This is a genomic window from Micromonospora sp. D75, from assembly GCF_018070405.1.
Classification (GTDB): domain Bacteria; phylum Actinomycetota; class Actinomycetes; order Mycobacteriales; family Micromonosporaceae; genus Micromonospora; species Micromonospora chalcea.
This window is the reverse complement of sequence record NZ_JAGPXV010000124.1, coordinates 1-11,595: the sequence shown is the minus strand read 5'-3', so window position 1 is coordinate 11,595 and position 11,595 is coordinate 1. Positions and strand designations below refer to the sequence as shown.

9 protein-coding genes and 1 pseudogene are annotated in these 11,595 nt (G+C 73.9%); 4 read left to right on the top strand and 6 right to left on the bottom strand.

Annotation, left to right across the window (positions count from 1 at the left end):
* Positions 1 to 35 precede the first annotated feature (35 nt).
* Positions 36 to 482: an FHA domain-containing protein gene (locus tag KBX39_RS10610; RefSeq protein WP_043328712.1), complete on the bottom strand. Its 447-nt coding sequence runs from the start codon at positions 480 to 482 to the stop codon at positions 36 to 38.
* A gap of 218 nt (positions 483 to 700) precedes the next feature.
* On the opposite strand from KBX39_RS10610, the gene KBX39_RS10605 reads away from it, so the two are divergent.
* Positions 701 to 2,203: an aldehyde dehydrogenase family protein gene (locus tag KBX39_RS10605; protein WP_069087239.1), complete on the top strand. Its 1,503-nt coding sequence runs from the start codon at positions 701 to 703 to the stop codon at positions 2,201 to 2,203.
* Positions 2,204 to 2,212: 9 nt separating this feature from the next.
* Here KBX39_RS10605 and nucS read toward each other — a convergent pair whose 3' ends face one another.
* Positions 2,213 to 2,872: an endonuclease NucS gene (gene nucS, locus KBX39_RS10600; RefSeq protein WP_030503891.1), complete on the bottom strand. Its 660-nt coding sequence runs from the start codon at positions 2,870 to 2,872 to the stop codon at positions 2,213 to 2,215.
* Between the two features lie 71 nt (positions 2,873 to 2,943).
* Between nucS and KBX39_RS10595 the strand changes: the two genes are divergently transcribed.
* Positions 2,944 to 3,561, top strand: a complete 618-nt coding sequence (locus KBX39_RS10595; RefSeq protein WP_043328707.1) for a DUF4126 domain-containing protein — start codon at positions 2,944 to 2,946, stop codon at positions 3,559 to 3,561.
* A gap of 59 nt (positions 3,562 to 3,620) precedes the next feature.
* Positions 3,621 to 3,917: a DUF1540 domain-containing protein gene (locus tag KBX39_RS10590; RefSeq protein ID WP_043328704.1), complete on the top strand. Its 297-nt coding sequence runs from the start codon at positions 3,621 to 3,623 to the stop codon at positions 3,915 to 3,917.
* 105 nt (positions 3,918 to 4,022) lie between these two features.
* On the opposite strand, the gene KBX39_RS10585 is transcribed toward KBX39_RS10590, so the two are convergent.
* The 4 genes and pseudogenes from KBX39_RS10585 to KBX39_RS10570 form a co-directional block, all read right to left on the bottom strand.
* A complete protein-coding gene (locus tag KBX39_RS10585; protein WP_210870273.1) occupies positions 4,023 to 6,026 on the bottom strand; it encodes a protein meaA in 2,004 nt (667 codons plus the stop codon).
* Between the two features lie 103 nt (positions 6,027 to 6,129).
* Positions 6,130 to 7,713 carry an FtsX-like permease family protein gene (locus KBX39_RS34035; protein ID WP_312247079.1) on the bottom strand — a complete coding sequence of 528 codons (1,584 nt, stop codon included), beginning with the start codon at positions 7,711 to 7,713 and terminating at the stop codon, positions 6,130 to 6,132.
* A 216-nt stretch (positions 7,714 to 7,929) separates the two neighbouring features.
* Positions 7,930 to 8,136: pseudogene (locus tag KBX39_RS10575) on the bottom strand (hypothetical protein); the annotation flags it as partial.
* Positions 8,137 to 8,145: 9 nt separating this feature from the next.
* Complete coding sequence (locus KBX39_RS10570; protein WP_113973125.1) at positions 8,146 to 8,649, bottom strand: GNAT family N-acetyltransferase; 504 nt, start codon at positions 8,647 to 8,649, stop codon at positions 8,146 to 8,148.
* A 133-nt stretch (positions 8,650 to 8,782) separates the two neighbouring features.
* On the opposite strand from KBX39_RS10570, the gene ppdK reads away from it, so the two are divergent.
* Entirely contained in the window at positions 8,783 to 11,443 is a 2,661-nt protein-coding gene (gene ppdK, locus KBX39_RS10565; RefSeq protein WP_210870271.1) for a pyruvate, phosphate dikinase, read from the top strand.
* Positions 11,444 to 11,595: the final 152 nt, after the last annotated feature.

Genomic DNA, 11,595 nt, shown 5'->3' with positions numbered 1-11,595 from the left:
CTCAGTGGCCCGCGGGTCCAGCGGATGCCCGAGGTCTAGCTCACGTCGGCCGGCTGCGCCTCGCGCGCCTCGATCGGCCGGCGGGGCGCCGGGACCGGCAGCGGCAGGGTGGGACGCTGGTCGCGGCGCAGCGCGCCGAAGCTCATCCCGACCGGGTCGGTGCGGGCCACCCCCGGGTCGTAGAGGCGCAAATCCGTGCGGCCGAGCCGGACCACGTCGCCGTCGGCGATCGCCACGCTGCCGGTGACCCGGGTGTCGTTGAGCCAGGTGCCGTTGGTCGAGCCGAGGTCGGTGAGCAGCACCCCCTCGGGGGTGGCCCGGACGGTGGCGTGCCGCCGGCTCAGGTGCGGATCGGCGAGCACGATGTCGGCGGTCGGCGCCCGGCCGATCACCTGCGCGTCCTGGCCGACCCGGAACGTGAGCCCCCGCATCGCCCCGCCGGACACCGTCAGCAACGGCATCAGCTCAGGATGCTCCTCCATGGACAGTCGACCTCCACCCCACATCGCCCCGCGGCGTCAGCCTGCCACCTCACCGTAGTGGCTTGCACCACCGCGCGGTCACCCCCGCGACCCCGGCCGGTCATCTCCCGTTCGCCGTTTCGGACGGCATCTCCGTCGATGCGAGGGCTGATCGTCCGCGCAGCGTACGGCGCGTGCGACACCTACCGGCGAGTAATCCTCGGGTCTAGACTTCGGCCATGACCGCTGTGCATGTGCCGGGCGCCCCGCTCATCTCCGAAGGTCGGCTGGTGTCGACCAGCCCGGCCACCGGCGCCGAGGCAGGCAGTTTCCCGCTGGCCTCCGAGGCGGACGTGCGTGCCGCGGTCGACCGCGCCCGGGCGGCCGGCGACTGGTGGGCCGGGCTCGGCTTCGCCGGCCGGCGGGACCGTCTCCAGCGCTGGCGTGGCGTGCTCGCGCGGCGGATCGAGGAACTGGCCGACCTGATGCACACCGAGGGCGGCAAGCCGGTCGGTGACGCCGTCGTGGAGATCCTCACCGCGCTGGAGCACATCGACTGGGCGGCCCGCAACGCGCAGCGGGTGCTCGGGCCGCGCCGGGTCCGTTCCCGGCTGGTCCTCGCCGAGTTCTCCGGCCACCTGGAATACCAGCCGTACGGCGTGGTGGGCGTGATCGGCCCGTGGAACTACCCGGTCTTCACCCCGATCGGCTCCGCCGCGTACGCGCTCGCGGCCGGCAACGCGGTGGTCTTCAAGCCGAGCGAGTACACCCCGGCGGTCGGCCAGTGGCTGGTCGACAGGTTCGCCGAGGTGGTGCCGGAGCAGCCGGTGTTCCAGGTGGTGCACGGCTTCGGCGCGGTCGGCGCGGCGCTGTGCCGCTCCGGCGTCGGCAAGGTCGCGTTCACCGGCTCGACCGCCACCGCGAAGCGGGTGATGGCCGCCTGCGCGGAGACGCTCACCCCGGTGCTGCTGGAGGCCGGCGGCAAGGACGCGATGATCGTGGACAGCGACGCCGACCTGGACGCCGCCGCCGACGCGTGCGTGTGGGGCGGCATGACCAACGCCGGTCAGACGTGCATCGGCATCGAGCGGGTCTACGCCGTCGACCAGGTCTACGACGCCTTCGTCGAGAAGGTGGTGGCGAAGGCCGGGCGGCTGACTGTCGGCCCCGACGGGACCGACCTCGGCCCGATCACCATGCCGTCGCAGATCGACATCATCCGCCGGCACATCGACGACGCGCTCGACCGGGGCGGCCGGGCGGTGCTGGGCGGCCCGGAGGCGGTCCAGCCGCCGTACGTGCACCCGACCGTGCTGGTCGACGTGCCGGAGGACTCGGCCGCCGTGCAGGAGGAGACGTTCGGCCCGACGCTCGTCGTCAATCGCGTCCGGGACATGGACGAGGCGGTCGAGCGGGCCAACGCGCTGCCGTACGGGCTCGGGGGTTCGGTCTTCGGCCGGGCGCGGGCGGTGGCGGTGGCGCGGCGGCTGCGTTCCGGTATGGCCTCGGTCAACTCGGCGCTGACCTTCGCCGGCATGTCGACGCTGCCGTTCGGCGGCGTCGGCGAGTCCGGCATCGGCCGCATCCACGGCGAGGAGGGGCTGCGCGAGTTCGGCCGGCCCAAGTCGGTCACCCGCCGCCGGGCCCGGTCGCTGCTGCCGGCGATGACGTTCGAGCGCACCCCGGCCGACATCGCCCGCATCGTCAAGATCGCCAAGCTGATGTACGGCCGGGGCCGCTGAGGCGGCGCCTCAGAACAGCGTCAGCTCGTCGCGTTCGATGCCGCGCAGCTTGTCGTAGTCGACCACCACGCAGCGGATGCCGCGGTCGGTGGCGAGCACCCGGGCCTGCGGCTTGATCTCCTGCGCGGCGAACACACCGGCCACCGGCGCGAGCAGCGGGTCCCGGTTCATCAGCTCCAGGTAGCGGGTGAGCTGCTCCACGCCGTCGATCTCGCCGCGCCGCTTCACCTCCACCGCCACCGCGCCGCCGACCGCGTCGCGGCAAAGCAGGTCGACCGGCCCGATCGCGGTCATGTACTCGCGGCGGACCAGCGTGAAGCCCTCCCCCAGCGTCTCCGGGTTCGCGGCGAGCAGCTCCTGCAGGTGCGCCTCGACGCCGTCCTTGCGCAGGCCCGGGTCCACGCCCAGCTCGTACGAGGTGTCCTGGAAGATCTCCTCCAGGGTGATGCGCAGCTCCTCGCCGGCCTTGTTGACCACCCGCCAGACGCCTGGCGCCTCCTCCAGCCGGCAGGGCGGGCTCATCCAGTTCAACGGCTTGTAGGCCCGGTCGTCCGCGTGGATCGACACCGAGCCGTCCGCCTTCACCATGAGCAACCGGGTCGCCGGGGGCAGGTGGGCCGAGAGCCGTCCGACGTAGTCCACTGAGCACTTCGCAATCACCAACCGCACCCGCCGAGGGTAGCCGAGGCCCCGGCGGACGCCGACGAGCGCCACTGGCGTACCGGTGCCATATTGAGATCGTGCTCGAAGTCCTCACCGGTTCCGGTCTGGCCGCCTCGGCGGGCCTGAACGCCTACATCCCGCTGCTGCTGATGGGGCTGCTGTCCCGCTACACCGACCTGGTCGAGCTGCCCAGCGGCTGGCAGTGGCTCGGCAACGGCTGGGTGGTGCTGATCCTCGCCGTCCTGCTCGCGGTCGAGGTGGTGGCCGACAAGGTGCCTGTGGTCGACCACGTAAACGACGTGGTGCAGACGGTGGTCCGGCCGACCGCCGGCGGGCTCGCGTTCGGCGCGGGCGCCGGCTCGGAGACCGTCACCGTCAGCGACCCGGACACGTTCTTCTCCTCGCACCAGTGGGTGCCGGTCGTGGTCGGCGTGCTCATCGCGCTCGGCGTGCACCTGCTCAAGGCCGCCGCCCGGCCGGTCATCAACGCGACCACCGCCGGGGTGGGCGCGCCGGTGGCCAGCACCGCCGAGGACGCGACGAGCGTCGTCATGTCGGTGGTGGCGCTGCTGCTGCCGGTGCTGGTCCTGGTGTTCCTGCTCGGCCTGGTGTTCTTCGTACCGTGGCTGTTCCGCCGCCGCCGGGAGCGGCGACGGGAACGCGCCGCGGCCCGCGCGGCCGGCTTCCGCGTCTGACCCGCGCGGGCTCCCGAAACCTCTAAAATCGGGGCAAGAAACCCAAGGAGGTACGGGAGATGACCGCGTCGTTGGAGATGCCCCGGGTCCAGGAGTGCGCCGTCCGGTCCTGCGCCTACAACCACACGAACGACTGCCACGCGTTCGCCATCACGATCGGCAGCAGCGACCACGCCCACTGCCACACGTTCGTGGAGATGCCGGTGCGCGGCGGCCTCGACCAGTTGGTCGCCCAGGTCGGCGCGTGTTCGCGCGCCGACTGCCGGCACAACGCCGACCTGGAGTGCCACGCCCCGGCCATCACCGTCGGTCCCGACATGGACATGGCCGACTGCATGACCTACCAGAGCCGCTGACCCACCCGTCCGGAGGCGCCGTCCGCATGGAGGCGCCGCTTTCGCGCGCGGGTGTTAAGAAGGGGCCCCTTCTCTACCGGAGGCGTTAATAAGGGGCCCTTCCTTTCACGACAGGGCGTTGGCCTCGCGGATCACCGTCACCAGCTCGTCGATGATGCCGGTGAGCGCGAAGTCCTTCGGCGTGAACACCCGGGCCACCCCGGCGGCCCGCAGCGCCTCGGCGTCGGCGGCCGGGATGATCCCGCCCACCACCACCGGCAGGTCGCCCCGACCGGCCGCGCGCAGCCCGTCCAGCACCGCCGGCACGGCGGCCAGATGCGAGCCGGACAGCACGGAGAGCCCGACCAGGTCGACGTCCTCCTCCACGGCGGCCGCCACGATCTGCCCGGCGGTCAGCCGGATGCCCTGGTAGACCACCTCGAACCCGGCGTCGCGGGCGCGTACCGCGATCTGCTCGGCGCCGTTGGAGTGCCCGTCCAGCCCCGGCTTGCCGACCAGCAGCCGCAGCCGGCCGCTGCCCAGCTCCCGCGCGGTGGCGGCGACCCGCTCCCGCACCCCGGCGAGGGTCGCGTCACCGGCCGTTCCGACCGCCCCGGCCAGGCCGGTCGGCGCGCGGTACTCGCCGTACACCTGGCGCAGCGCGCCCGCCCACTCGCCGGTGGTGACCCCGGCCCGTACACAGGTAAGCGTCGCCGGCATCAGGTTCGCCGTGGTGGCGGCGTCGGCGCGCAGCCGGTCCAGCGCCGCCTCGACAGCCGCCGCGTCCCGGTCGGCCCGCCACCGGCGTACGCCGTCGGTGGCCGCCTCCTCGACGGCCGGGTCCACCTGCTCGATCGCCTCGGCGCCCGCTGCGGTGAGCGGGGACGGCTCGGTCTCGGTGAACCGGTTGACGCCGACCACCACGTCCGAACCGGACTCCATCCGGCGACGGCGCTCGGCGAGCGAGGCCACCAGCGCGCTCTTGAGGTAGCCGGACTCGACGGCGGTGACCACGCCGCCCATCTCCAGCACCTTCTCCAGTTCGACGCGGGCGCCGGAGACGATGTCGTCGACCAGCGCGGTCATCACGTGCGAGCCGGCGAACAGGTCCGGGTACTCCAGCAGGTCCGACTCGTACGCCAGCACCTGCTGCATGCGCAGCGACCACTGCTGGTCCCACGGGCGGGGCAGACCGAGCGCCTCGTTCCAGGCGGGCAGCTGCACGGCCCGGGCGCGGGCGTCGCGGGACAGCGTGACGCCCAGCATCTCCAGCACGATGCGCTGGATGTTGTTCTCCGGCTGCGCCTCGGTCAGGCCCAGCGAGTTGACCTGGACGCCGTAACGGAACCGGCGCTGCTTGGGGTTCGCCACGCCGTAGCGGTCGCGGGTGATCTCGTCCCAGAGCGCGCCGAACGCGCGCATCTTGGCGATCTCCTCGACGAAGCGCACCCCGGCGTTGACGAAGAACGAGATCCGCTGGACCACGTCGCCCATCCGCTCGGGCGGCACCTGGCCGGAGTCGCGCACGGTGTCCAGCACGGCGACGGCGGTGGCCAGCGCGAAGCCGACCTCCTGCACCGGCGTCGCCCCGGCCTCCTGGAGGTGGTACGAGCAGATGTTCACCGGGTTCCACCGGGGCATCTCCCGCAGCGTGTACGCGATCACGTCGGCGGTCAGCCGCAGCGACGCCGCCGGCGGGAAGATGTACGTCCCCCGGGACAGGTACTCCTTGATGATGTCGTTCTGCGTGGTGCCGGCGCAGCGGCTCAGCTCCGCGCCCTGCTCGGCGGCGACGGTGCCGTAGAGGCCGAGCAGCCACATCGCCGGGGCGTTGATGGTCATCGAGGTGTTCATCTCGGCGAGCGGGATGCCCTCGAACAGCGCCCGCATGTCGCCCAGGTGCGCCACCGGCACGCCGACCCGGCCCACCTCACCGGAGGCCAGCTCGTGGTCCGGGTCGTACCCGGTCTGGGTGGGCAGGTCGAAGGCGACCGACAGGCCGGTCTGCCCCTTCGCCAGGTTGCGGCGGAAGAGCGCGTTGGTGGCCGCGGCGGAGGAGTGCCCGGCGTACGTGCGCATCACCCACGGGCGGTCCCGCTCGGGCAGCCGTCCCGGCATCGCGTCGTCCATGGCCGGAGTTTAAGTTACCGTTTAGTAAAAGAGAGTGTGGAAAACCACACAACCCCAGGCCCGCGACGGTGGGCCGGCCGCACACACCGGCCCACCGTACGGGTCATTCGCTGCGGGCGGTCTCCGGGCCGGTGATCCGTTCCAGCAGCGGCAGCGTGGCCGCGATGACCGCGAGGCAGCCCAGCACGCCGAGGGCCACCACAGCGGCGAACCCGATCCCCGGTACGCGCAGGTCGTACTGCATCTGGGCGCGCAGGAACAGGTGCGCGGCGACCAGTCCCATCCCGACCGCCACCACGGCGACGGTCAGCAGCGGCACCACGCTCTCCAGGGCCACCACCCGGCGCAGCAGCCGAACCGGGGCGCCGCTGAGCCGCAGCAGGCTGAACGGCCGCTTCCGTTCGCTGAGGCCGGCCGCCACGGCCACGGCCAGGCTGCACCCGGCGAGCACGAGACCGGCCACCACGACGATGTCGGCCAGCCGCTGCCAGCCCCGCATGGTGTCGGCGAAGTCGGCCTCGAAGTCGCCGGGCACGTTCGGCGCCACGTAGAACGTCGGGAACGCGGCTTCGAGGACCGTCCGGGCCCGCTCCACCGCGACCGGATCCTCCGCCTCGACCGCCACCGAACCCGCCGGGAGTCCCGCGAGGGCAGCCGGGTCCACCGGGGACGACGGCCAGATCCGGTCGGCCGAGGCGGACTCCCGCCACGGGATCAGGTCCGGCGGCACCTCGGCGACGCTCGCCCCGGCGGCACACCGCCCGTAGGCGGGCGGGATGTCCGCGCAGGCGATCACCCCGGAGTCGCGGCCGTCACCGCGTACCGGGTTCTCCCGGACGAGCACCGGGTTGCGGACGCCGGGCACCGCCGCCAGGTCGGCCAGCAGCGTGCCCGGCACCGGCGGGTCGTCAGTGAGCACCATCGACAGCCGGCCGGCCTCCAGGGAACCCCGGGGCGCCGGACCGCGCTCGTACGTGATCGTCCCCATCACACCGACGGCCACCGTGGTGACGAACAGCGCGAGCATCACCCCGCTGACCGCCCGGAAACCGGCTGCCGGGTTGTCGGCGAGCCGGCGCGCGGCGATCAGCGCGGCCGGGCGGCCGGCCCGGGCGGCCATCGCCCGGGCGCCGACCATGGTCAGCCACGGGCCGCCGGTGATCAGCCCGACCATGACCAGCAGCAGCGCGGGCAGGAACAGCGCGGTCTGACCGTCCGACGTGGGCGGCCGGTACACCAGGGCGAAGCCGAGCCCGGCCAGGCCGAGCGCGAGCGGGATCAGCCGGTACGCCCGGGGCGGCCGGGGCGTGACGCGGCGGGTGACGCCGAGCGGGGAGATCCGTACCCGGCGCAGCGCGACCCAGGCCGCGGCCGCCGCGCCCGCCGGCACGCCGAGGGCCACCAGGAGGGCCTCCGGCGCACCGATGGCCATGTCCCCGGGGAAGAACGGCATGCCGGTGAACGGGATGCCGGCGAGCTGGCTGCGGAACGTGAAGAACACCGCGAAGCCGGCCGCCGCGCCGGCCGCCGCCGCGAGCGCGGCCTCGACGGCCGCGACCGCCGAGATCTGCCGGGGCGTGGCCCCGACCAGCCGCATCGCGGCGAACCGCTGCTCCCGGCGGGCGGCGCCGAGCCGGGTCGCCGTGCCGATGAAGACGAGTACGGGGAACAGCAGTCCGCCCGCCACCACGCCGAGGATGAGGTCGACCGCGGCCCCGGGCAGCGGAGCGCTGTTGCCGTCGAGCCGGGTGACCTTGCGGACCTGGTCCAGCCCGCCCACCTGCTCGGGGGTGCCGCCGACCAGGACGAGCAGGGTGTCCGGCGAGGTGAGCGCCGCCGGCCCGATCTCGCCGAGGTCCCGGCCCGGGTAGCGGTCGGCGAGCTGGTCGGCGGGGGTGGTGGCCAGCAGCTTGCGCAGGTACCAGACGTTGATCACGGCGAGCACCACGTTCAGCCCCACCATCGGCCACACCTGCACTGCGGTGTTGTAGCCGATCAGGATGAGGCAGCCGACCAGGTTGAGCGCGCGCAGCCGCAGGATCCGGGTCTGCAGCAGGGACCAGACCAGCAGCGCGGAGCCGGCCCAGCCGACGAGTTCCAGCCAGTTCACCCGGGGAGACTAGCGGTCTGCCTGGTCAGGCCCCTCGGCGGGCAGCTCCAGCACGTACTCCTCGACCTCGGCACCGCGCGCCGGGGCGTACCCGGAGTCCTCACCGACCACGACGAAGCCGCACTTGCGCAGCACCGCCAGCGAGGCGGCGTTGTCCTTCGCGGCGCGGGCGTGCAGCGGCCGGTGCGGCACCTCGCGCAGCAGCGCGCGCAGCGCCGCGGTGGCGTGGCCACGCCCCCAGTACGCCGCGTCGATCCAGTAGCTGACCTCGGTCTGCTCGCCGACCGGGAACGCCGCCACCCGACCGACCAGCCGGCCGTCGACGGTGACCGCGCGGTTCACGATGCGCGCGTCGGCGCGGATGCGCGCCCAGTGCGCCTCGAACGCGGCCCGGTCGGACGGGTCCTTCGGGCCGAACGCGGCCATCCAGTTCGCCTGCGGGTCCTGCTCGTGGGCGAAGAAGGCGGGCAGGTCGTCGTCGCGCACCGGACGGAGCAGCACCTCGTTCGTCACGGCCGGAACGATACGGGCCCCCTCCGACACGGTCGGGACCTCCGGCCCGGTGTGTGTCCCGTCCGGCCCTGCCGCACGGCCGGCCGGCCCGGTTACCAAGGAGGTGCAACGACGCAGTCGAGGAGGCCGGACCATGTCGAAGTACGTCTACGACTTCATCGAGGGTGACCGCAGCCAGGCCGACCTGCTCGGCGGCAAGGGCGCCAACCTCGCCGAGATGACCCGGCTCGGGTTGCCGGTGCCGCCCGGGTTCACCGTCACCACCGACGCGTGCCGGGCGTACCTGGCCACCGGAGCGCCGCCGGCCGGGCTGTACGAGGAGATAAACGCGCACCTGCGGGAGGTGGAGGCGCGGCTGGACCGGTGGCTGGGTGACCCGCGTGACCCGCTGCTGCTGGCGGTGCGCTCCGGCGGGCGGTACTCGATGCCGGGGATGATGGAGACGATCCTCGACATCGGGCTCAACGACACCACCGTGGCGGGGCTGGCCGCCCGCACCGGCGACGAGCGGTTCGCGTGGGACTCGTACCGGCGGCTGATCCAGATGTTCGGCCGCACCGTGCACGGCATCCCGGGCGACGAGTTCGAGCACGAGCTGGCCGCGCTGCGCGCCACCGCCGGGCCGGGCGGGCCGGGCGCCGGGCAGCTGCGCGACCTGGTCGACACGTACAAGAAGATCTTCGCCCGGCACGTCGGGCACGACTTCCCGCAGGCCCCGCACGAGCAGCTGTTCCTGGCCGTGCGCGCGGTGTTCGAGTCCTGGCACTCGGAGCGGGCCCGGATCTACCGGCGGCAGGAGCGCATCCCGGACGACCTGGGCACCGCCGTCAACGTGATGGCGATGGTGTTCGGCAACCTCGGCCCGGACTCCGGCACCGGGGTGGCGTTCACCCGCGACCCGGCCACCGGCGCCCCCGGCGTGTACGGCGACTACCTGAGCGACGCGCAGGGCGAGGACGTGGTGGCGGGCATCCGCAACACGGTGCCGCTGACCGAGCTGGCGAACCTCGACCCGGTCAGCTTCCACCGGCTGCGGGAGATCATGGCGACGCTGGAGCGGCACTACCGCGACCTGTGCGACGTCGAGTTCACCATCGAACGCGGCAAGCTGTGGATGCTCCAGACCCGGGTCGGCAAGCGCACCGCGGCGGCGGCGTTCGTGATCGCCGCGCAGCTGGCCGAGGTCGGGCTGATCCCCGCCGTCGAGGCGCTCACCCGGGTCACCGGCGCGCAGCTCGCCCAGCTGATGTTCCCGGCCTTCGACGCCGCCGGCGCGCCCGAGCCGCTCGCCGTCGGCGTCGGCGCCTCCCCCGGCGCCGCGGTCGGGCGGGTGGTGTTCGACTCGGCGGCCGCGGCGGCGTCCGCCGGGCCGGTGATCCTGGGCGGGCCGGAGACCAACCCGGACGACCTGCCCGGCATGATCGCCGCGGCCGGGGTGCTCACCTCGCGCGGCGGGAAGACGTCGCACGCCGCCGTGGTGGCCCGCGGCATGGGCCGGACCTGCGTCTGCGGGGCCGAGGCGCTGACCATCGACGTGGAGCGCGGCGAGTTCACGGTGGGCGAGCAGGTGGTGCGCGCCGGCGAGGTGATCTCGATCGACGGCACCAGCGGGCGGATCTGGCGCGGCGAGGTGCCGGTGCAGCCGTCCCCGGTGGCCCGGTACCTGACCGGCGAGCTGCGGCCGGAGGCCGACCCGCTGGTCGCCGCCGTGCACCGGCTGCTCGGGCACGCCGACGCGGTACGCACGCTCGGCGTCCACGCCAACGCCGACACCCCGGACGACGCGCGTCGGGCCCGTGAGCTGGGCGCCGAAGGGATCGGTCTGTGCCGCACCGAGCACATGTTCCTCGGCGAGCGCCGGGAACTGGTCGAGCGGCTGATCCTGGCCGACGGACCGGCCGAGGTCGGCGCGGCGCTGGACGCGCTGCTGCCGTTGCAGCGGGCCGACTTCGTCGGGCTGCTCACCTCGATGGACGGGCTTCCGGTCACGGTGCGGCTGCTCGACCCGCCGCTGCACGAGTTCCTGCCTCCGCTCGCCGAGCTGACCGCCCGGGTGGCGGGCGCGCAGGCGCGCGGCGAGGAACCGGGCCACGACGGCGTGCTGCTGACGGCGGTACGGCGGATGCACGAGACGAACCCGATGCTGGGGCTACGCGGCGTGCGGCTCGGGCTGGTGGTGCCGGGCCTGTTCGCGATGCAGGTGCGGGCGCTGGCCGAGGCGGCCGCGCAGCGGGTCCGGGCCGGCGGTGACCCGCGCCCGGAGATCATGGTGCCGCTGGTCGGTGACGTGCGGGAACTCGCCGCGGTGGCGGACGAGGCACGGCGGGTCCTGGCCGGGGTGCCGGGCGCGCCGGAGATCCCGATCGGCACCATGATCGAGACGCCCCGGGCGGCGCTGACCGCCGGGGACATCGCCGCCGAGGCGCGCTTCTTCTCCTTCGGCACCAACGACCTGACGCAGATGACCTGGGCGTTCTCCCGGGACGACGTGGAGGGGGCGTTCTTCTCCACGTACCTGGAACGGGGGATCGTCCCGGTGTCGCCGTTCGAGAGCATCGACGCCACCGGCGTGGGGCGGCTGGTCCGCCTCGCCGTCGCCGAGGGGCGGGCGGCCCGGCCGGACCTGACCGTCGGGGTGTGCGGCGAGCACGGCGGCGACCCGGACTCGATCGAGTTCTTCGCCGCGGCCGGGCTCGACTACGTCTCCTGCTCGCCGTACCGGGTGCCGGTGGCGCGGCTGGCCGCCGGCCGGGCCGCCGTCGAGGCCCGTACCGAGAAGTCCGACTCCCGCTAGGAGGGCAGCGTCATGACCGCCATCTTCACCCCGACCGGTCCGGCGGTGGCGCCGGTCCCCCGCCCGGCGCCACCGCAGGCCGCGCCTCCGCCCGCGACGCCCACCCCCACCCCGGCCGGGCCGGTCGGCCCGGTGCTGGAGCTGCCCGGGGC

Excerpts from the sequence above, each read along its gene's own strand:
- KBX39_RS10610 (WP_043328712.1), bottom strand. The coding sequence starts at position 482 with ATGGAGGAGCATCCTGAGCTGATGCCGTTGCTGACGGTGTCCGGCGGG.
- KBX39_RS10605 (WP_069087239.1), top strand. The coding sequence starts at position 701 with ATGACCGCTGTGCATGTGCCGGGCGCCCCGCTCATCTCCGAAGGTCGG.
- KBX39_RS10590 (WP_043328704.1), top strand. The coding sequence starts at position 3,621 with ATGACCGCGTCGTTGGAGATGCCCCGGGTCCAGGAGTGCGCCGTCCGG.
- KBX39_RS10585 (WP_210870273.1), bottom strand. The coding sequence starts at position 6,026 with ATGGACGACGCGATGCCGGGACGGCTGCCCGAGCGGGACCGCCCGTGG.
- ppdK (WP_210870271.1), top strand. The coding sequence starts at position 8,783 with ATGTCGAAGTACGTCTACGACTTCATCGAGGGTGACCGCAGCCAGGCC.